The sequence below is a fragment of the Paenibacillus algorifonticola genome (assembly GCF_000971975.1).
GTDB lineage: Bacteria > Bacillota > Bacilli > Paenibacillales > Paenibacillaceae > Pristimantibacillus > Pristimantibacillus algorifonticola.
On sequence record NZ_LAQO01000002.1, the window covers coordinates 359973 to 379871 of the forward strand.

Below are 19899 nucleotides of genomic sequence, written 5' to 3' on the forward strand. Positions count from 1 at the left end.
TACACGCACATATATAATAGAAAGCAATTTATTTTGGGGTGAGCGAGCATGAAGGCGGTCATTATGGCAGGGGGAAAAGGAACACGTTTTTGGCCGAGAAGCACGACGGCGAAGCCGAAGCAGTTTCTTTCTTTAACATCCAGCGAGGCTACCATGCTGCAGGAAACGTATAGCCGTTTTCGCAGCTGCTTGTCGGAGGATGATGTGTATGTAGCAGTGAGCCGCAACTATTTGCCGCTTGTTCGGGAGCAACTGCCGCAGCTTAGTGAGAAACAGCTTATTATTGAGCCGGAGCAGCGGGATACGGCGCCTTGCATTGCGCTGACGGCGAGTTTTTTTCAGAAACGGGGATTAAATGAAGTCATTGTAACGGCTCCCTCGGATCAATATATTCCAGATGCTGCGGAGCTGATGGAGGCGCTGCGGGCAGCGGAACAGGCGGCGCAGGATGAGGGCGTTGTTGTAACGATGGGTATTGTGCCAACAAGGGCAGAGACGGGATACGGCTATATTGAAGCGGGTGAGCATGAAGATGGCAAATATGGGCCAGGCATTAAGACGGTAAAAGCTTTTATCGAGAAGCCAACGCTCTCACGGGCGGAGGAACTGATCGCGATACCTAATATGTACTGGAACAGCGGTATTTTTATATGGAAGCCGTCGACTATTGCAGGTTACATGCAGCTGTACCAGCCGGATATGTGGCGTGTTTTTGAACTTGAAGGGGAGCAGCTGGCTAAGGCTTATGTGCAACTGCCGAAGCTGTCAATTGATTATGCGCTGATTGAAAAGCTTGAATGCCTGTACACGCTGCCCATTGCTTTTACATGGGACGATGTTGGCGTGTGGACGTCGCTTGAACGCATATTCGGGACGGATGGCGATGGGAATATTTTACTCGGAAAAATCTATCCAACGAGCACGAGCAATAGCATTGTTTACGCGGAGCAGCAGCGGGTGCTGGTCATTGGCGTTGATAATCTGATCGTCGTATCGACAGACGAGGGACTGCTGATTTGTCATAAAACACAGGAGCAGGCGGTTAAGCAGGCGATAGCCGCGATGGATGCTGATCGGGAGGGAGGCATGCCGTGAAAGCATTGATTACAGGCATAACCGGCTTTGCCGGAAGCCATTTGGCAGAGCATTTGCTGGCGCATCAAATGGAAGTGTCAGGCACCGTAAGAAAGACCAGCAGTATTAAGCATATCGCTCATCTGCTGCCGGCTGTCCGTCTGTATGAATGCGAGCTGACTAATGAAGCCAATGTGGAAAAAATGATAGCTGACGTTAAGCCGGACATGATTTTTCATCTGGCAGCGCAAAGCTTCGTGCCAAAGTCTTGGGAATCGCCGCTCGAAACGATATACAACAATATTGCTGGGCAAATTCATTTGCTGGAAGCGGTACGAAAAGCAGGAATCAACTGCAAGCTGCTGCTCGCCTGCTCCAGCGAGGAATATGGCCAGGTGGAAACGCAGGATATTCCCATTAAGGAAACGACGCCGCTGCGGCCGCTCAACCCCTATGCCGTCAGCAAAATTACGCAAAATTATTTAGGCTACCAATATTTTCGCAGCTATGGCATGCATATTGTATGTATGCGTACTTTCAACCATACGGGACCGCGGCGCGGCGAGCAGTTCGTTACCTCCAACTTTGCGAGACAAATCGTCGAAATCGAGCGGGGGCTGAAGCCGCCCATTCTATATGTAGGCAATTTGGAGGCGAAGCGTGATTTTACCGATGTGCGTGATGTCGTGCGTGCGTACCGTTTGGCCATTGAAAAATGCGAGCCTGGAGAAGTGTACAATATTGCATCGGGAAGCTCGCGGGCGATTGGTGAGATGCTGCAGACGCTGGTCAGCCTTAGCAGCAGCACCATTTCGATTCAGGAGGATCCGGCACGGCTGCGGCCTGCGGATGTGCCCGAGCTGATTGGCGATTATTCTAAATTTCATCATCGTACAGGCTGGCGTCCGGAAATCCCCTTTGAGCAGACGATGCAGGATTTGCTGAGCTATTGGCGGGCGGAATTCAGCTAGTGCTCGGAGAGCTTTAGGATAATACCCTCTAAACGGAAAATTGGACGACAGCTTGATCGTTGTCTTATAAAGGTTTAGAGGGTATTTTCACGCTGCTGGAAAAAGTAAACTGCCCCAGCATTCAAGCCAGAGGCAGTCCATATTTCGTTTGATTTTCCAATTATAGAAGGGAAAGCTCGGTCAGGCGCGAGCGGATCATGCTGCCAACTACCTGCGGAGAAAAGGAGGTGTGAATCGTATGCTGCCCCTGCGCTGCAATGGCTTCGCGCCATTCCGGCTCTTTCAGCAGCTTTTGCATATATAAGGCGGCATGATGCACATTGGGTTCGGCCCAAGTCTGATAGCCCTGATACGGTCCCCAATCGGTGCCGACCTGCACAAGCTCGTAATTGACGGGACAGGAGTTGGTCTCATTCATAAAGTCGGTATTGCCCGACCAGTTCGTACCAATGACTGGTTTCCCCAAATACATCGCTTCCGCGAGGCCTAATCCAAAGCCCTCAGCACGATGCAGCGAGACGAAACAATCCGTGACATTCAGCAGCGTATTGACTTCCAGGCGGGAGAAAATACGATCAATAATATAAATATTGTTGTACTCGGCAGCGAGCTGAAGCAGCGACTCCATATCCTCTGGGCGGAAATTCATATTGTTGACCTTGAGTACGAGCCCGACCGATGGATCATTTTTTGGAAAAGCGAGCCGGAATGCTTCTACGACGGCTTGCGGATTTTTGCGATGTGTATAGCTTTGTACATCGTACATCATAGTGAACAGAAAGCGGTCTGTAGGCAGCCCAAGCGATTCTCTCGTAACCTCTGGAGAAACCTCAACCTCTACGCCATGAGGAATGACGACGACAGGGACAGGGGATTTCTGCACGACGGAATCTAGCACGAAGCGGCTGGCTACCCATACCTCCTGCACCAGCTTGAACGCTGGAACAAACTCTTCTGGAAAATCTGGCAGCTCCCAGTGCCAGTAGCCAATATTGTAGCGGTTGTGGAACAGGCTGCGACCAAAATGGTCCATAGCCGGAATCATATAATCCGCATTCATATGAAGCAGGTTGATGTTAAAGGGGCGCTCCTCCGTTTTCTTATGGGCCCAGCTCATATCCGACATCCGGGTGGCGACCTGGAGCGGGAAGTTTAAAATACCGAAAGGAATATCGGCCCTCTCAATAGCTCTCGCTGCAAGTCTGGCCGATTCGCCAATGCCCATTTCCGCATGAATAAAACCGATAAGATTTATGCCCTGTGCGGTCCAAGGCTGCGGATCATGTATCTCTTTGGCAGCGGGATGCGCTTCTGCTTGCCCGGCCTCGTTGGCGTATTTAGATAGGTTAGAGGAGGCGCGTTTTTTTGTTTTTCGAAGGCTGCCATTGCTTTTTCTTCTGCGTTCGGCCCGCCGATTGCTGCGCGGTTTGATGGCTTTGCGTTTACGGCGTTTGGCCAGCAGCGTTTTTTTGGAAGAGCTGTGCAGCTTGCGTTTGCTGGACGTTTGATATCGCTTGCGCTTAAGTGATTTGGCCACTTGTTTCCTTCCCTTCTCGTCATTTGCATGTGGAGAAATCATTAGCGGATACGCGCTTGGCTATATTGTATTCATGATGAACCTCAGATTCATGGACAATGACCTAATGTATAGTAAAAAGCGGCGTATGACTAGAAGCATAAGCAGCAATAGACGAGCGATACCGAGCGAGGACGCTATGCTCTCCACAAAGAGCGTGGGCGGGTGTGCGGAGGCCGTGCCGTAAAAGGGGTTTGCTGCATAAGCCATAATAGATGGACAACTTGACTTGACGATTAAACAACTTGCAGAAAAAAAGGGGGAAGAAGCGATGGCAGCTATGACAAGACAGCAATTTATTGCCGCATTGGTGCCTGCCGTCATACAAGTTCGGCGCGAGGGCTCACCAATGCTGCCATCTGTACGGCTGGCGCAATATATTTTGGAAACCGGAGGTGTCATTCATTCCTGGTACAATTTAGGAGGCATTAAAGCCTTGGGAGCTTCGCCGAATGCCTATTGGCAGGGCCAGGCCGTCGTCAAAGGGACATGGGAGCATATCGATGGCCGAAATGTAAATACGAGCGCAGCCTTTCGCGCATACAGCAGCGTGTATCATTTTATGAAGGATCAGGACCTGCTGTTTATGAAAGCGCGATACGATCGGGTGAGGCTTGCGAAGACGCCAGAGGAACAGGCGCAAATGCTGCTGGCCTGCGGCTATGCAACCGATCCGGCTTATGCAACGAAGCTGATCGCCATCATAACCAGCAATGGGCTTCGGCAGTATGATGACCAGGCCGCGGCTGCTGTAAAGACAACGGTATTTCAGGGCGCGAAGACGGTGCCGATTTTGCAAGGAGGGATGGTGGAGGTGATCGGTTACGAGCGAGGCGGCACCGTATGGGTGCCAGCGAGAGCGCTTGGCAGCCGCCTCGGCGGAAAAATTGGCTGGACGGGTTCAAAAGTAACGGTGAATGGTCAGGAGCTGGAGTCGCTGCTGGATGGAGGAACGGGGTATGTAACGATGCGAGCGCTGGCTGCTTCCTTGAACAAAAAAATCGAATGGGAGCAGAGCACACGCACCGTGACGATTATATAAGAGGCGGGGCAGCTATTTTTTTCGCTGGGAGGCTGCCCAGAAAGCAAGCACAATCAGCGGTATCGTTATAAACCACGGAATGTGAATGGCTCTGCCAGCAACAAAAGCGAAAACAAACAACAGCACGAAGCCGATAATAATATACAGACAGCCTCTTCCGAAAGTATTCATAAAATCTGCGCACCTCCTACCATAAGGAACTCATCCCTTATCATACGAAGCAACTTTTAGCAGGTTGCATGAAAAAGAGGAGCTGCGCAAAATTAAGCGCTACAGCCAGGTTGTTTTCTCCGAATAAGGCTTGCGTGCAGTCGAAGGCGCCTCACCTTGCGGGTATCCAATGAAGATGGTGCCGATGATTTTTTTGCCCTCCGGCGATCCAATAAACGCAAACATCCGCTCGTCATGAACGAGACCGATGCCGCGTGTACGCCATACAAGCCCAAGGCCCAGCGTTTCGGCGGTCAGCCACATCGAGTGAATGGCGCAGGCTGCGGCATATTCATTGTCCTTCGAGGAAGCTTCGTCTCCTTCAATGACATCTGCAGTTACGACAATGGCAAGCGGCGTCGTTTCCAGCACTTTAATCGATTCCTTTACTAAATGCGGCTTGGTTGGAAAACGCTCCTCCAGATAGGTGCGCGCCAATTGCTCATAACGCTGCTTCGCTTCACCGCGAACGACATAAAAATGCCAAGGCTCCCGCAGGCGGTCGTTAGGGGCAAGCGTCGCGGCTTCCAGCAAGGCGTGAATTTTCTCTTCCTCTACCTCCTGAGGCAAATAATTGCGCACTGCGCGTCTTTGTTTCAAGGCATCAAGCAATGTAAGGGTAGTCATTGTTATCTCTCTCCTTCTATATGGTGCTGCAGCATCTTCGTATAACAGGCTGATCAGTTCTCTATAACTATACAGTGGAACAGGCGATGTGGAAAGGGTGAAGCGGTGCTCGCTGCAAGATCCGGCTTTGGCATTCATTTCTCCGTCTGCTATAGTGGGGATGTAGTTACATAAGGAGGCGTTGAACATAATGGGTAAAGCATTTGAAAAATTAATGCCGGAGCATGAGGATTTTATCGGGCGACAGCATATGTTTTTTGTAGGATCAGCTCCGCTGACGGCAGAAGGCCATGTTAATATATCGCCAAAAGGTTACGATACTTTTCGCATATTGTCAGACCAGGAGGTCGCTTATCTCGATTTGACGGGGAGCGGCAATGAAACGAGTGCGCATGTGCTGGAGAATGGCAGGATGACGATTATGTTTGTAGCAATGGAGGGGAAGCCCGTTATTATGCGGCTATTCGGCACAGGGAACGTTGTATTGCCAGGAACCGAGCGCTGGGAAGAGCTGATTGGGAGGTTTGATCTGCTGCCAGGTGCTAGGCAAATTATTGTGCTCCATATTCATAAGGTGACGACAGCGTGCGGTTTCAGCATCCCGTTTTATGACTATCAGGGTGAGCGAGATCAACTGAAGGATTGGGCCGAGAACGTAGGCGATCAGAAGCTTGAGGCATATCAAAATGAAAAAAACAGCTATAGCCTCGATCGGCTGCCTACCCCTCTTGGCATTCAGAGGCAGACAGTCGAATCGTAAGCGGCAAGCTGCCAGCTGTTCAAACATTACTCATTCATTCATTCATTCGTTCGTATAAAGATTGTAACGGGAAAAAAGCTTCCAGATCAGCTCCCTGCGGCTGGACACTTCCGTTTTGGCAAAAATAGATTTGAGATGATCCTGCACCGTATACGAGGATATATGCAGGGAACTGGCCAGTTCCTTCGTGGAAAGGCCTCGCCATAACCGTTCGACCAGCTGCTTCTCGCGCGAAGTCAGCGCATAAGCTTCAGCAATGATTGGCAAAATATCGCCGGGCTTCGCAAGCTCGAACCAAACCGCAAGCTGAACCGAGTGATCAGTGGCCCGGAGCTTGCTTGCCCGCAGCGATAAGTAGGGACCATCAGGAATGCGGATACATACTTTTGCAGCGGTCTGTGGTTCCTTGTCCGTGGCATTTGCAGCTAAAGCACGTGAGCATACAGCGCGGACAGGCCTAGGCAGTGTCTGCTCATCCATAAACTCCCACTCGCGGAGCTGCGACAGCCAGCTGTTTGCAGCGTCATTGCTTGATAGAGGCAGCAACTGCTCGGACAATATCAGAATGCCAGGATCGTCATGAAAGGCGGCGCCCTCGCTATCTGGCAGCAGCAAGCTGGCTTTTTTCAAGGTGCGGGCCATGCTTGGCACTAAGGAAGCGATATATAAGCGTTCCTCTTCTTGAAAAAACGGCTCATTGAGCAGCCGAAATAATGTCAAATACCCCCAGCAAGCCCCATCCACCGTAAGTGCTGCTCGCAGCTCATCTCCAAAGCCGGCAGGCTGCAGCACCTTCATATATTTGGAGCTTCGGCTTAAATCGCCTTCGGTTGCACCGCTTAATGTAGCAACAGGCTCCGTTAGCTTGGCAAGTTCCTCATACGAGTTGAAATCTTCCCTTAAATATTCATATTCAAATAATAAATGATGAATGGCCTCTACGCCTTCCTCCGTAACTGCGCCAGTAGACAGCATCGTATGCGGATCAACGAGCGTACAGCATGCGGCTGCAAAAGGCATCGTCGTACGCAATTCTGCAAGCAGCCTTTCCCTGTACTCGCTGGAGCGGAGGTTAGCCTCCTCTAATTTGGCGAGCTGTTTTCGTACGCTTTCTCTTTGCTTGTTCATTTCAGCTCTCCTGATTACCCACATTTATGGGATAGTGATTTTGAGGCGACCCGATATAATTGAGAATAATTACTGATTACATTTTACAGAATACCCGCGGAATTGAAAAGGGTGGAGAATATACAGGGTGAAGGGAGAGCTGTACCAATGAATGAGAAGCAGCAACAACAAAAGGCAATGAGTTGGAATGATCCCCAAGTGGAGGGATATGGACGAACGATTTCTTTGAAAATACCAGGCTATTTCATGCTGTATGATATGACAGACCGCTTAATGAACGCGATGCTTGGTCCTGAAAGGGAAAAGGACATATTAGTTGTTGGCGCAGGCGGCGGGCAGGAGATTGTTACGCTCGGCGGTGCGCATCCAGCGTGGAGCTTTACCGGGGTTGACCCGTCTGCACGCATGCTGGCGATAGCAGATCAGCGCATCCGAATGGAGCGCTTGCAGGCCGGAGTCACGCTGCATGAAGGAACGGCAGATCAGCTGCCGAAGGACAAGCTGTACGATGCAGCGACTTCCCTGCTGGTGCTGCATTTTATAAAGGGGCTGGATCAGAAAAGGGAGCTGCTGCGAAGTATAGCGGATCGTCTGAAACCTGGAGCACCATTATTTCTTGCCGCTATAAGCTGTGATCGCCAGGAGGAAGCATTCGCAGTCCAGATGAGCGCTTGGCAAAGCCATATGCTGGATAATGGCATTCCGCTTGAGGATTGGGAGCGGTTTGCCGCCTCTCTTGGCGCTGAATCAGACCCCGTGCCGCCAGAGCAGGTGGAAGAGCTGCTTCGGGAAGCAGGCTTTAGCCACATTTCAAAATTTTTCGGTTCCTACCTTATTACAGGATGGTTTGCTGTCAAAGCAAGCGGGGAGCACAACATAGAAGAAAAGAGGCAGGACAAATGAAACAAGACATCGTTGTTATAGGCGGCTACGGCCATGTGGGCGGAGATATAAGCAAGCAGCTCGGAGCAAAGTTTCCAGGCAAAGTGTATGCGGCAGGTAGAAGTTTGGAGCGTGCGAAGCAATTTGCAGACCAGACGGGCGGCCAGGTTAAACCGATGGCATTTAATTTAACGAACTGGAAGCAGGAAATGGCATTCGAACGAGTCAAGCTCGTCGTCATGTGTATGGATCAGACAGATGATGCATTTGCACAGGCTTGCTTGCGGAGTGGAACGCATTACGTGGATATTTCAGCATATGGCCCTTTCCTGACCAGCTTGGAGCGGCATACAGAAGAGGCTGCACAAGCACAGGCGACGGCGGTGCTGAGTGTAGGACTAGCGCCAGGTGTAACGAATTTGCTGGCACGCAAGGCACAGCAGGAGCTGGACCAGCTGGATAGCGTAGATATCGCGATTATGCTTGGACTTGGCGATCAGCATGGCAAGGCGGCGATAGAGTGGACGGTAGACAGCATTGGCAGTGCATTTTCAATTGTTGAAAATGGCGGGGTCACGCAGACGGTCAGCTTTAGCGGAGGCAAACGCACCGACTTTGGCAAGGAGCTGGGCAGCCGCATGGCTTACCGCTTTCCGTTCTCCGATCAGCAGTCGCTGCCAAGAACGCTGAAAGTGCCGACCGTATCAACAAGGCTTTGTTTCGATTCAGGTGCGGTGACCCGCTTGGTTGCGTGGATACGCGCAACGGGATTATTCCGGCTGCTGAAAGTCAAATGGATTCGCTCTGCCGCTGTGAGCAGCTTTGGGATGATGCGTTTTGGCTCAGACGGCTATGCAGTTAAAGTAGATGGCTGGGGGACGAAAAATGGTGCGCGGAAGCATGTCCAATATTTGGTGGATGGTTCCCATGAGGCGGCAGCGACCGCTAAAGTGGCGACCGCCGTTGCCACCGCTGTTTATGAAGGGGGCTTGCCAGGCGGCGTATTCCATACGGAGCAGCTATTTGAGCTGGTGAAGAGCGGCAAAGGCAAAATTGCCCTGCAAGCCGCTGCGGGCATTACGAAACGACCGCAGATCATTGAAGGCTTGAGATATGACAGCTGGGAGTAAAGCCGGCCCGTTATCAAAGTCATTATTAAGGTAGTTATAATAACTGTGCCTCATTGGAAGGATGGCTAACTTCCAGACCGAAATTTTCGCATAAAGCTGGCAAGCCGCTAAAAAAACCTTTGCCGATGGCGTCAAATTTCCAATGGCCGTTGTGCAAATATAAATCGCCAATGACGATGGCCGTTTCTTTAAGCAGATCTTCGCCAAAATCGAATTGAGCTATCAATTGTTCCGTTTGCGGATGCAGCAGACAGATGCTGATTTCGGCCACCTGGCTGAAATCATGCTGCTGCGCCTCGCCTTCGTAGATCGAAAGCGTGAAGGCCATTCGCTGGATCTGCAACGGCAGCTTGCTGAAATCGATTTTAAACTGTGCCTCATGAGGTCCTATCTTCGAGTAGGAAACAGAGTTAAAGGGTGAATCGGGATTGCCGTAAAAAATACAATCCTCATCTCGCTCACACCGCCTTGCAGCAGATAGCAGAAAGGCCGTGGCGTCGATTTCAATCGCCGGATTTAACAACTTCCATGAAACGCGAGCAAGCAGCTGATTCAAGCCCAAATGGCGGGTAATTTCAGCCTTTTGCCCGCTGACGAGCTGCAGCCCGGATTTTTCAGCTGTTGTTTCTGTGGCGCTAGCTGCAGCACGTTTAGCGCTGGCAGAGGCGGCTGGCTTTGCTTGTTTCTTGCTTTTAGCAGCAGTTGCCGAGAAGGGCGAGTAACCGCGAGCATGCATCTTGCCTATTTTATAGCCTTTAGCGAGCGCAAGCTCGGTAGGGCTTAGCTGCTGCTCACGTTCCAGCAATTTTACTAAAATTAACGCTGCCGCTCTCGCATCATCGAGCGCATCGTGGTGATTTAACGGGATTTGATAATAGCCAGCTAACACGTTCAAACGGTAGGAAGGCATGTCCGGCAGCAGTTTTTTGCTAAGTTGATAGGTGCAGTAATAATGAAATGCCGGATAAGGCAGAGCCGCTTCGTCTAGGCAATAGCGAAGGACGCTCATATCGAAGGAAGCATTATGCGCGACTACCTGCTTATTTTTTAATAATGGCTCCAGTGTCAACCATAGCTCGGAAAAAGTAGGGCTATCCGCCACCATAGCCGGAGTGATGCCGTGAATTTCGATGTTCATCCGGTCAAAATGCTGCTGCGGATTAATGAGCCAAACCTGCTCGAAAACGATTTTGCCGCCCTGCACCTCGACGATGCCGACCGCGCATGCGCTGGAGCGATTGGAGTTGGCTGTTTCAAAGTCAATTGCCACAAAATCCATGGTGCATCCCCTTTAAATTGGTGTAAGTTTTTTAATTCTTACCATGAATTATACAGGATGTCCGAAACTTTTTGGTCGTCTTTCCACCTTTTTCTTGTTTTGAAGGTATAAACGTCTGCAAAACGGACAAAATAAAATTATCGGCGTCGCAAGATGTCGTAGACAACCGCGGAGAAGACTTACGTTCCCCATAAGCTCTTCGTCCGGTTTCTCCTCTCCCATGAATAGAGCGTCCCGAAAGGGGCGCTCGATTTTTTTGTGTAAACCTTTATGTTTCAAGGGGTTTGGGGCTTCCTCGTTTTTGTAAAACTGTGCATGGACTACCGATTGTCCACCAAATCATATTTCTGTACCACAAACCACAACAAAACGTAGCTCTTAATGTCGTCGAAAACAGCGGCGGCGCTTAAGTATGTTTTAGAAGCTCGATAATAGGAATGTTGTACAACGAACGGGATTCAACGCTGTGCAGCATTCTTTTTTGTTAAGTAATGGTCAGGGATTGCCCATGTGATTTGAGGCTGAATTCAGCTTGCCCACAAGGCGATTTTGGAGACTGTGTTCATTAGGAGGGGGAGAAATAAGAATTGTCGAAAGAACGCTTGGCCGAGGTGTTGTTGATGGTCGTTCCAACATGGGCCAAACTCAATCACAAATGGCCAAAAAATTCCTTGCGAAACAATGTTGACCCTATCTCAAATCAACTTAACTTGATCAATATACCAAAGAAGTTAAGGATGCAGGTTTGAGGGAGTCTGCTGAAATTAATTATTTGCGCCATGCAAATAAAACTTAAAGACTACAACTTATATTCATAGCCGAAAAGGACAAGAACATGTATCCTTAGCCGAAGTGAACAGCTTTCTGGACCACCGCTTTGGGCTTCAACAGAAGAAGGTCTGGATGGTTGCTCGCATACGTCCGCAAGTCTTCCAACTTTTATAGTATGTAGCTATAGATGACATGTAATTAGATACTTTTAGACAGACCAATTATCGCTGGCGATACAAGTCAGATACTTTTTAAAGCCTCTAAGTTAGCGTTTCAAGCCATTTTGACTATCTAGGTTGAAAATATATAGTTGGAAATAGGTGTTGTTTAAGAACGTGTCTGAGCGATTCTGTGAGGAGTTTTAACGACGAATGGGTTTGAGGAACTTCTCTGAACGACATAATTTTTATTTTAGGAGGGAACAACATGGAAGTTTTTGCAGAATATTTAGCGCATATTGATAACCCGCAACATCGGGCCCGAACGGAAGAAGTTTTGGCTTGGGTAACTACCAAATTTCCAAATTTAATGCCAAAAATGGCGTGGAATCAGCCTATGTTTACCGATCACGACACATTTATTATTGGCTTTAGCGTAGCCAAACATCATTTGGCTGTTGCCCCCGAAAAGGCAGGAATTAATCATTTTTCTGATGAAATTGTGCAGGCTGGCTATGATCACACCAAACAGTTGGTACGTATCCAGTGGGATAGTCCGGTTGATTTCTCATTACTTGAGAAATTGATCGAGTTTAATATTTTGGAAAAGGCAGACTGTTCCACTTTTTGGCGGCAATAAAAATAGGATAGCCCTTGGCGTCGCCTACGGCATCCTCATCGCGCAGCTGGCCATTTACAAGACCAGCAATCAGGATGACGGCGATTACCCAAAACAACCATTTTTTATAAAACGGCTGGCTCTTCATTGTTCATGCTCCTATCGCGTATGCAAACGAATATATTTAACTGTTTAACTGAAAGGTTACTTCCAGCTTTTTCGATCCGGTTTGGGCTTCGCCGATACTTGTTAATGCCATTTTACCAGTAGCGATTTTTGAAGAAGGTTTATCGTTCTGGACGACATTTACAAACACAGAATTGACGATCTGTGATTTGGCGAGTGCGAGCGAGCAGGCATGCTGAACAAGCTTTTTAAGCTCTTGTTCATTCACAGTTAGCGTGCTGAGCGTGACACGCCAAATACCAGAGTCATCTAAACGTTCTTCTGTTATTTCGTATTCAGGCAGCTGCACTTCTGGTGAAGGGGAAAAGGATGTCAGCTGCTCCGCACTCGTTGTTATTGAAAGGGAAGCTGGCACTTCATCAGCTATTTGCTGAGCTGTGTTCCCCTCATAAATGATCCCAATCATGCTGCCCGCCAAGGCAACGACGATGATAAATCGGGTCTGATTGAACAATAGCTTTCTTCGTTTCACCTGCACCGACTCCTATACTAAAATTTACTTAAATTGCGCGCGAACCCCTTCAAAAGCGGCTTTCATGTCATCGCTAGTAGCGGTTGAAATGAATCCAAAGCTGAATTTATCTTCTATAATAAGGCCGATAAACTCCTTATCCCCGTCTCCTTTGACCAAGGTCAAGGAACCTTTCGCTCCATCTTTTTCATAGTCGACGGTTTCCACAACTTTCGGATTTAAAAAATGATCCTTCTCATCAATGACCGCAGAAGCGGCAAATATAAATACGCTTTGAACATCAGGATGCATATGCTCCTGGGCAAATTTCTTTCTGGCTTCTACATCGGCTTCGTTGTAGTAGGAGTTAATATAGCCAAGCGTAAGCTGCTCGCTGGCGTTCAAGTCTTTTTCAGGCTCGGCGGTTGGGGAAGCAGTTGCGGTATCGCTAGGTGAGGCTGCTGCTGAAGCTTCAATCGTTGCTGATGGGCTTGGAGCAGCTGTTGTCGCTTCTTTCGAAGAACAGCCGCTCAGAACGCCAATAGCAACCGCTATTAATAGGCCATAACTAATCTTCTTGTAAAATGTTTTTCTCTTTTTCAATGTGTCCGCTCCCTTTATCGTTGTTTCGACACCAATATACTACAAAAGTGATGTTTTGGCGATATGTGGAAGGGGGATAAATGGAATAGCGGAAAATACCATATAACCCCTCAGTCTAATATGAAATTTTTTATTTAAACAGTCTGTTTTTTTATGGAATTAAGCAATAAAATGACCTTATAAAACAGCGGGAGATGGTCATGTGAAGGGTTTATTCATTAATTTTACAAAAAGTTTGCTTGTATTAAGCTTTGTGGTATCGTTTTTTGTTTTCGAAAAGAGTGCATTTGCGGCGGTGCCAACGGATAATGGCCTGCTCAACTGTGGGATTTTAAACCGGGGCGCCAATAATACTGACAATAGTGTGCCTATTAGCAAGCTGGATATGAATGATAATGTCGAAACGGGCAGCTCTTATAATGAAATTGGTCATGATGATAAAAATAGAGATTTCGATACGGTCTGGTATCAATTCACGGAGCCGAAGCAAATTGATTCCTATTATTTGAAAACTCAAAATACGCTCGGTACTTTGGTCATGAAATTAACCGATGTTAACGGTGTTGTGTACGATGTTACTAGTTTGAACCGAAACGGTGTGCTTACTACATTTTCAACTCCCTATCAAAACATAAAAAAGGTAGAACTTATTAACACAAATACTTCAACGTCAAGTATAGCCCATGTTTTTGAATGGGATCTATTCGGAACCCCTGTAGCAAGCCAAAGCATCCAGGCAGTTGCTGGAGCAGATGGCATTCAGCTAACATGGGAGAATGTGACTGACGGAGTTACTTATAAAGTAAACAGAACGACTGCCAGCGGCGGAACCTATACAACGATTGCATCGGGCGTTTCTGGCACTTCCTATTTGGATACGAGCGTTGTGAAAAATACAACTTATTTCTATCAAATAGTGGCGGTAAGAAATAACGTGGACTGCTCCTGCTCCTTTGAGGCTTCCGCACAAACGTTGCAGAACAACCGTGCCATTCTTGTGATTACAATGACTAACGGCCTTGAGAAAGAATATGATCTAACCATGGCAGAAGTAAATGCCTTCATGGATTGGTACGATGCGAAGGATGCTGGAGTAGGCAAAGAAAAATACTCCTTCAATAAAACATGGAATAAAGGGCCATTCCTCAGCCGGACGGATTACGTTATTTTTGATAAAATATTGTTTTTCGAAGTAAATGAATATGAAGATACGACGAATTAAGAGGGGGCAACTCCTCTTTTTTTATTTTTTATTGGCTATCATATAGAAGCCTCTTCTGTGACAGTAACTCCTCTTTAACATCGCGCGGCAATTATGGTACGATAGGCGAAGATAGCGAATAAAGGGGGCATTTGTCAGTGAGAGTCATTGCGGGCGCAGCCAAGGGACGACTGCTGAAGGCGGTGCCTGGCAAGAATACAAGACCTACGACCGATAAGGTGAAGGAAGCGATTTTCAGCATGATTGGGCCTTTTTTTGACGGGGGCATTGCGCTGGATTTGTTTGCTGGAACCGGGGGGCTTGGCATAGAGGCTTGGAGCAGAGGGGCCGAGCGGGCGATTTTTATCGATCAGGAGAAAAATAGCATCGACATCATTCGCCACAATACGCAGGCTGCCGGAATGGGGCAGGAAGCGGAAATTTACCGCAACGATGCGGAGCGAGCGCTGAAGCTGCTGGAGAAGCGTGGCATCGCTTTCCGGCTTGTTTTTCTGGACCCGCCTTATCGAATAATCACGGCGGACAAGCTCATGACGTATATGGCTGACCATGACATGCTTGAGGATGGTGCCATTATTGTCGTCGAGCACGATGCAGCACATAGCTATGAGGAGCAGTGGAACGGTTTTTTTCAAACGAAAAAAAACAAATACGGCGACACGGCGGTAACCATTTATCGCTACGAGCCGAATGAAGCCCAAAATGGAGGACTTATCGATGCAGACGAATGACCAGATTCGAGTAGCCGTATACCCTGGAAGCTTTGACCCTGTTACTTTTGGGCATTTGGATATTATCCGCCGCTCGGCGAAGCAGTTCGACCATTTAATCGTAGCTGTACTTAATAATACGAGCAAAAACCCGCTGTTCAGCTTGGAGGAGCGCAAGGAAATGATTACTGAGCTGACAGCGGATTTGAACAATGTTTCGGTTGAAAGCTTCCGGGATCTGCTCGTGCGTTTCATGAAGACCCGCAATGCCAACGTTATTGTACGGGGCATTCGCTCCGTGACGGATTTCGAATATGAGCTTACGCTGGCATCGACTAACCGGCTGCTCGACGAGGAAATTGATACGATTTTTATGATGACAGATCCGAAATACTCCTATCTCAGCTCCAGCATCGTGAAAGAGATCGCGCAGTTTCAAGGTGAGGTGTCTGAGCTTGTTCCGCCTGCGGTGGAGAAGCGCCTGACTGAGAAGTACAAGGCGAAGCAATAGAAGATACTCGGCTCAGCTAAGCTATACCCGCAGCTGAAACTGAGCATTATTTGGGTATGTCAGTCTCTCTTCGTGCCAGCATATACAGCGCTGCGAGCAGCAGTACGAGCAGCGCTGACGCAGCCAAAGTGTAGAGCCACAGATTAGGGAAATGCTGCACGTGAAAATAACCCGGAACCGGGCTGTTCATCCACGCTCCATTTGATGAAACAGCTGGCAGCGCACTAGCGGCTTGCCGCAAGGAATCAAAAGGGGCGCTTGCGAGCAGCATCTGCGCCGGCTTCCACAAGAGCACAACAAACCAAGCGGCATGGCCGGCATGAAGCAGCTTGGCGCCAGCGAGCGGGAGCAGCTTAAGATCTGTGCCGCTCGTAGAATAGCCTGCTTGCAGCAGGCCGCTGATGCCGCTCCATGCGAGTATTGCAGCGGTGATAGCGGCGCTCAGCACAGGTGTCAGGCTCGGTGCTTCCAGCACGGCAGCTGTATAGGTGCCGATATGGCTTTCAAGCAGCGCGGGCAGGAAGAGCGCTTCCCACCAGCTTCCTGAGCTGATAAAAAGCCAAAGCGGCTGCATAAGCTGGGCGATGACAGCGGTGAAAATGATCAGGCCGCCAATCAGCATCAGCTTTTGCACGCCGCCGGATACGGCTTCGCCGAGCGCCCGCCCGAAGCCGCGGCCGTCGCTTTCCCGCGCTGCGGTGATGGCCTTGGCCGCGCGCTCAACCAATCGGCCTTCCTGCACCTGGGCGGCGCGGGCCGGGAAAGCCTCGGACCTGCTGGTGAACAGCAGCAGCCAGGCTGTCCATAGCGCAGACAGCCAGACGGCTGCTGCGATCAAGAGGCCCAGCTCCGGCTGATGCATGAAGCCTGCGCCGAGGACCACAAGCATGAAGATAGGATTCGGCATATGTGAAAAGGCTAGCAGACGCTGGCCTTCTTGGAGCGTAACATGCCCATGCCTGCGAAGCACGGCCGTCGTTTCAGCACCGGCGGGAAAGCCGGCTAGCCAGCCGAATAGCAGGGGCAGCGCGGCCTCTCCGGGAAGGCGGAACAATCGGCGCATCAGCGGCTGGAGCAGCACGCCGATTCCGTGAACGAGGCCAAAGGCGGTAATTAGCTCGAATAGGACGAGAAAAGGCAGCAGCCCGGGAAAAACAATATTCCACCATAAGGTCAGTCCTTGAAGGGAAGCTTGAAAGGCTGCTTCGGACTGGTAGATAACAGCTCCGACCAGCAGAATGGACGCTAGTGCTGCGAGCAAGGTTTTAGCCACTGGACGATCAACTCCATTTCAGGACATCGTAGGGAATTGAATGATTGTGATAAGTGCAAAAATACACATTTTACAGCTGCGCGTGTGGAAATACGGGCTATTTGCAGCGCCTGCAAGGCCGCCAATCAGCACAGTGCAATAATGGTTGCGAACGCTGGGAAATTGCAAAAGGCAGTCAGTATAGCGGCTTGTACGATATGTATGCAGCCGCTTGACTCGTTAGACCGTTGATGTACGTTGTTATAGGCAGCAGCATGCAAAGGCCAGAAATGAAGTGGTAAAGATGGCCATAAAGGGATGAAGAAGCTTTATGAGGAACGAAAGGGGCGCGAATTGTCCTTGAAATCGTCAGGAGTAAGGCAGCTAGGCTTTATTATGATGGCGACGGCTTTATTCATGTATATGCTGTTGTACGCACCAACACCCTATGTCATGTATGAGCCTGGACTAGCTGCCCCGACGAAGCCGATGGTGCGTTTTGGGGAGGAGGGAGCGATGAAGCCTTCACCTAGTCCATCGCCTGCTTCGACGCCAGAAGAGGGTGCTTTTCTTATGACAGCCGTCAGGCTCTCCGATGCGAATTGGTGGGAAACCCTCTCTTCTGCATGGGATACGGATATAGCGACTTACAGCCGCTCATCGATTTTACGCGGCTATACGGAGCAGGAATATGCTGAGCGAATGACAGTCGTCATGCAAGGCTCACAAAATCAAGCCATTGAAGCTGCGTACCGCTACGCCCATCTTTCCTATCAATCAGTGGTTGACAGCATCGCGGTGTCGGATGTGAAGCAGGACAGTGATGGCAGCGGCTGGCAGCTTGGAGACGTACTCGTTTCGTTAAAAGGAGGCGAGCCTTTTACGGATGCCAAGCAAATTGTTCTCGAGCTTGAAGCCTACAAGGCGGGCGATGAGGCCGTATTTATCGTCAAGCGGGAAGGAGAGGAGCAAGACGTTGCGATTAAGCTGGGCGCCTATGAGGCTCCTCTAACGATGGATAAGCTTCCTATCGCGCTTGGAGGTGTTCAGCTTGCTGAGCTTCGCAGCCTGCAGCCGGATGATAGCCGCTTTAAGCTGCAAATAGATTCAGGAGCCATTGGCGGCCCCTCCGCTGGGTTGATGTTTGCTCTGCAGTCGCTTGATTTGCTGCTGGACAAGCAGGATTTGACGGGCGGAGCGATTATCGCTGGAACAGGCACAATCGCAGCAAATGGGACGGTTGGGGAAATTGGCGGAATTGCGTTCAAGGTCATTGCGGCAAGCCGCGAGGGGGCGGAGCTGTTTCTCGCCCCGTCCGCCAACTACAAGGAAGCTGCGGACAAGGCGAAGGACATGGGGACGAGCATGAAAGTCGTCAGCGTGAATACTCTCGGTGAGGCTAAGCAGGTGATTGAGCAGTATGTACGCGAAAAATAGGCGGTTTGAATTAGAGCATGATCGGTTTGGCATAATAGTCGCGAAATAAAGCGTCTGGCTGCTTGCCCCCTGCATGAGCGAGCATATAGGCAGCGGTAGCTTGCGTATCAAGCTCTAAATAACGGTAGGGCTGCTCGGCAGCCGAAGCGCTTAACAGAACGGGCAAGGTCGCGGTCGTGCGCATTTTTCGCAGCAGCCCTTTGCCTTTTTCGCTAAAGCCAAGCACGCGAATATATTGCAGTCCGCTGCGCAGCTTGTCCGGTGTGAAATCCGACTTGGTATGTCCGAGCAAAATCGAAAGCAGAGAACGCTGCAGCTTCGTGCGGGTATACCGTTTCGTTTTGAGCTCTGTAAGCAAGTGTTCAATCTGAAGCTCCTTTAGCCGGGGCAGCGTTTTGCGAATACGGTGTTCAAGCCCTTCGGTTATTTCATGCAGCTCGGCCAGCTGCTGCGCTGAACGGGTGACGATGGCGTGCAGCAGCGGCGAGGCGAAGCTGTCCCAGCTTACAGGACTTCGCCTTGCATCCCATTCGCGCGCCAATACTTCATAGGTTGTGTCCGGCACAAAAGGCTTAATGCCTGCAAGCTGCCGTTCAAGCAAAAGCTGTTTGCGAATGGCGGTAGCGCTGGCAATGGCGCTGTCCGTTACGTCCTCCTGGTTGTATGCGGCTTTCTCGCGGCGAATGGTGAAAGGCTCCATGCGCCCGCCGAGACGCGCAAGGGCAATCAAATAATGCAGCCCCAGCGTATGGTTGGGCATGTCAAAAGGAAACGCAGCAGCTTCCGGCTTGCCTATGCTGCCCAAATAAGTGGCTACCGCGCTGCTGTAAGCGCTCGGGTAGCTCATTCCTGTAGCCAGCAGCTCTTTTAGCTGCAAGGCGAAAGCGGGCGGCTCCTGCGCGATGACGGAGGCGGCATCCATAAGCGGAGCCAAATCGCCGCTTTCCGTGCCGAAGCAGAAGCCATCGACAACGCCCGTTGCCTCCAGCAGTGCAACGGCGCCGTAGGAGAACCATTCCGCCGCCTGTGTAGCGTAGGCTACAGGCAGCTCAATGACGAGATCGCAGCCCCCGCGCAGCGCGGCTTCCGTACGGCTCCATTTGTCCATCACGGCAGGCTCGCCGCGCTGGAGGAAATGCCCGCTCATGACAGCGACAACGGCGTCAGACCCGCTTGCCAGCAGCGACTGCTGCAAATGATAGCGATGGCCGTTATGAAACGGATTATATTCAACAATTAATCCTACCGTACGCATATAACCGTGCTCCTCAATTGTAAAATGGTTGCATTACTAGGTGAA

21 protein-coding genes are annotated in these 19899 nt (G+C 49.9%); 11 read left to right on the top strand and 10 right to left on the bottom strand.

The genetic code is table 11. The features are described 5' to 3' along the window. Positions 1–48 precede the first annotated feature (48 nt). On the top strand, positions 49–1095 hold the full coding sequence (locus tag WH37_RS11315) for a mannose-1-phosphate guanylyltransferase (protein WP_046230662.1): 1047 nt from the start codon (positions 49–51) through the stop codon (positions 1093–1095). Continuing rightward, positions 1092–2045 (top strand): GDP-mannose 4,6-dehydratase, encoded by a 954-nt coding sequence (locus WH37_RS11320; protein ID WP_046230663.1) that lies wholly within the window; start codon positions 1092–1094, stop codon positions 2043–2045. The genes WH37_RS11315 and WH37_RS11320 overlap by 4 nt, the downstream gene beginning before the upstream one ends. Positions 2046–2205: 160 nt before the next feature. On the opposite strand, the gene WH37_RS11325 is transcribed toward WH37_RS11320, so the two are convergent. Next, complete coding sequence (locus tag WH37_RS11325) at positions 2206–3582, bottom strand: glycosyltransferase family 4 protein (RefSeq protein WP_231594195.1); 1377 nt, start codon at positions 3580–3582, stop codon at positions 2206–2208. 310 nt (positions 3583–3892) lie between these two features. Here WH37_RS11325 and WH37_RS33510 point away from each other — a divergent pair, with 310 nt between their 5' ends. Beyond that, a complete protein-coding gene (locus WH37_RS33510; protein WP_052736926.1) occupies positions 3893–4663 on the top strand; it encodes a glucosaminidase domain-containing protein in 771 nt (256 codons plus the stop codon). A 12-nt stretch (positions 4664–4675) separates the two neighbouring features. Here WH37_RS33510 and WH37_RS35980 read toward each other — a convergent pair whose 3' ends face one another. After that, complete coding sequence (locus WH37_RS35980) at positions 4676–4834, bottom strand: hypothetical protein (RefSeq protein WP_177217875.1); 159 nt, start codon at positions 4832–4834, stop codon at positions 4676–4678. Positions 4835–4933: 99 nt separating this feature from the next. Continuing rightward, positions 4934–5500, bottom strand: a complete 567-nt coding sequence (locus tag WH37_RS11335; RefSeq protein ID WP_046230665.1) for a nitroreductase family protein — start codon at positions 5498–5500, stop codon at positions 4934–4936. Between the two features lie 190 nt (positions 5501–5690). On the opposite strand from WH37_RS11335, the gene WH37_RS11340 reads away from it, so the two are divergent. Continuing rightward, a complete protein-coding gene (locus WH37_RS11340) occupies positions 5691–6260 on the top strand; it encodes a pyridoxamine 5'-phosphate oxidase family protein (protein WP_046230666.1) in 570 nt (189 codons plus the stop codon). Positions 6261–6302: 42 nt separating this feature from the next. Here the strand turns inward: WH37_RS11340 and WH37_RS11345 are convergent, their stop codons facing one another. After that, positions 6303–7388: a helix-turn-helix transcriptional regulator gene (locus WH37_RS11345; protein WP_046230667.1), complete on the bottom strand. Its 1086-nt coding sequence runs from the start codon at positions 7386–7388 to the stop codon at positions 6303–6305. Positions 7389–7535: 147 nt separating this feature from the next. Between WH37_RS11345 and WH37_RS11350 the strand changes: the two genes are divergently transcribed. Beyond that, a complete protein-coding gene (locus tag WH37_RS11350; protein WP_046230668.1) occupies positions 7536–8291 on the top strand; it encodes a class I SAM-dependent methyltransferase in 756 nt (251 codons plus the stop codon). Then, complete coding sequence (locus WH37_RS11355; RefSeq protein ID WP_046230669.1) at positions 8288–9400, top strand: saccharopine dehydrogenase family protein; 1113 nt, start codon at positions 8288–8290, stop codon at positions 9398–9400. Before WH37_RS11350 ends, WH37_RS11355 begins: the two co-directional genes overlap by 4 nt. Before the next feature lie 34 nt (positions 9401–9434). Here WH37_RS11355 and WH37_RS34180 read toward each other — a convergent pair whose 3' ends face one another. Next, positions 9435–10679, bottom strand: a complete 1245-nt coding sequence (locus WH37_RS34180; RefSeq protein ID WP_063838013.1) for a TerD family protein — start codon at positions 10677–10679, stop codon at positions 9435–9437. A 1197-nt stretch (positions 10680–11876) separates the two neighbouring features. On the opposite strand from WH37_RS34180, the gene WH37_RS11365 reads away from it, so the two are divergent. Then, positions 11877–12248, top strand: coding sequence for an iron chaperone (locus tag WH37_RS11365; protein WP_046230670.1), 372 nt, complete (start codon positions 11877–11879; stop codon positions 12246–12248). Here the strand turns inward: WH37_RS11365 and WH37_RS35520 are convergent. The 3 genes from WH37_RS35520 to WH37_RS11375 are packed head-to-tail and all read right to left on the bottom strand — an operon-like array spanning position 12202 to position 13467. Continuing rightward, positions 12202–12375, bottom strand: a complete 174-nt coding sequence (locus WH37_RS35520; RefSeq protein ID WP_156182301.1) for a hypothetical protein — start codon at positions 12373–12375, stop codon at positions 12202–12204. The genes WH37_RS11365 and WH37_RS35520 overlap by 47 nt on opposite strands. Before the next feature lie 36 nt (positions 12376–12411). After that, positions 12412–12885 carry a hypothetical protein gene (locus WH37_RS11370; protein WP_046230671.1) on the bottom strand — a complete coding sequence of 158 codons (474 nt, stop codon included), beginning with the start codon at positions 12883–12885 and terminating at the stop codon, positions 12412–12414. A gap of 24 nt (positions 12886–12909) precedes the next feature. After that, positions 12910–13467 (bottom strand): hypothetical protein, encoded by a 558-nt coding sequence (locus WH37_RS11375; protein WP_046230672.1) that lies wholly within the window; start codon positions 13465–13467, stop codon positions 12910–12912. Positions 13468–13669: 202 nt separating this feature from the next. Between WH37_RS11375 and WH37_RS33515 the strand changes: the two genes are divergently transcribed. From WH37_RS33515 to coaD, 3 genes are all read left to right on the top strand, one after another. After that, positions 13670–14689, top strand: a complete 1020-nt coding sequence (locus WH37_RS33515) for a fibronectin type III domain-containing protein (RefSeq protein ID WP_052736927.1) — start codon at positions 13670–13672, stop codon at positions 14687–14689. A gap of 137 nt (positions 14690–14826) precedes the next feature. Beyond that, on the top strand, positions 14827–15420 hold the full coding sequence (gene rsmD / locus WH37_RS11385) for a 16S rRNA (guanine(966)-N(2))-methyltransferase RsmD (protein WP_046230673.1): 594 nt from the start codon (positions 14827–14829) through the stop codon (positions 15418–15420). Continuing rightward, positions 15407–15910 carry a pantetheine-phosphate adenylyltransferase gene (gene coaD, locus WH37_RS11390; protein WP_046230674.1) on the top strand — a complete coding sequence of 168 codons (504 nt, stop codon included), beginning with the start codon at positions 15407–15409 and terminating at the stop codon, positions 15908–15910. Before rsmD ends, coaD begins: the two co-directional genes overlap by 14 nt. A gap of 46 nt (positions 15911–15956) precedes the next feature. Here the strand turns inward: coaD and WH37_RS11395 are convergent, their stop codons facing one another. Beyond that, complete coding sequence (locus tag WH37_RS11395; RefSeq protein ID WP_052736928.1) at positions 15957–17183, bottom strand: nucleoside recognition domain-containing protein; 1227 nt, start codon at positions 17181–17183, stop codon at positions 15957–15959. A 297-nt stretch (positions 17184–17480) separates the two neighbouring features. Here WH37_RS11395 and WH37_RS11400 point away from each other — a divergent pair, with 297 nt between their 5' ends. Then, positions 17481–18599 (top strand): S16 family serine protease, encoded by a 1119-nt coding sequence (locus tag WH37_RS11400; protein ID WP_046230675.1) that lies wholly within the window; start codon positions 17481–17483, stop codon positions 18597–18599. Between the two features lie 10 nt (positions 18600–18609). Here the strand turns inward: WH37_RS11400 and WH37_RS11405 are convergent, their stop codons facing one another. Next, positions 18610–19854: a nucleotidyltransferase gene (locus tag WH37_RS11405; RefSeq protein ID WP_046230676.1), complete on the bottom strand. Its 1245-nt coding sequence runs from the start codon at positions 19852–19854 to the stop codon at positions 18610–18612. Positions 19855–19899: the final 45 nt, after the last annotated feature.

Bases quoted from the DNA above. Each gene is read 5' to 3' on its own strand.
- WH37_RS11315 (WP_046230662.1), top strand. From the start codon at position 49: ATGAAGGCGGTCATTATGGCAGGGGGAAAAGGAACACGTTTTTGGCCG.
- WH37_RS33510 (WP_052736926.1), top strand. From the start codon at position 3,893: ATGGCAGCTATGACAAGACAGCAATTTATTGCCGCATTGGTGCCTGCC.
- WH37_RS35980 (WP_177217875.1), bottom strand. From the start codon at position 4,834: ATGAATACTTTCGGAAGAGGCTGTCTGTATATTATTATCGGCTTCGTG.
- WH37_RS11335 (WP_046230665.1), bottom strand. From the start codon at position 5,500: ATGACTACCCTTACATTGCTTGATGCCTTGAAACAAAGACGCGCAGTG.
- WH37_RS11340 (WP_046230666.1), top strand. From the start codon at position 5,691: ATGGGTAAAGCATTTGAAAAATTAATGCCGGAGCATGAGGATTTTATC.
- WH37_RS11345 (WP_046230667.1), bottom strand. From the start codon at position 7,388: ATGAACAAGCAAAGAGAAAGCGTACGAAAACAGCTCGCCAAATTAGAG.
- WH37_RS11350 (WP_046230668.1), top strand. From the start codon at position 7,536: ATGAATGAGAAGCAGCAACAACAAAAGGCAATGAGTTGGAATGATCCC.
- WH37_RS11355 (WP_046230669.1), top strand. From the start codon at position 8,288: ATGAAACAAGACATCGTTGTTATAGGCGGCTACGGCCATGTGGGCGGA.
- WH37_RS34180 (WP_063838013.1), bottom strand. From the start codon at position 10,679: ATGGATTTTGTGGCAATTGACTTTGAAACAGCCAACTCCAATCGCTCC.
- WH37_RS11365 (WP_046230670.1), top strand. From the start codon at position 11,877: ATGGAAGTTTTTGCAGAATATTTAGCGCATATTGATAACCCGCAACAT.
- WH37_RS35520 (WP_156182301.1), bottom strand. From the start codon at position 12,375: ATGAAGAGCCAGCCGTTTTATAAAAAATGGTTGTTTTGGGTAATCGCC.
- coaD (WP_046230674.1), top strand. From the start codon at position 15,407: ATGCAGACGAATGACCAGATTCGAGTAGCCGTATACCCTGGAAGCTTT.
- WH37_RS11400 (WP_046230675.1), top strand. From the start codon at position 17,481: ATGAAGAAGCTTTATGAGGAACGAAAGGGGCGCGAATTGTCCTTGAAA.
- WH37_RS11405 (WP_046230676.1), bottom strand. From the start codon at position 19,854: ATGCGTACGGTAGGATTAATTGTTGAATATAATCCGTTTCATAACGGC.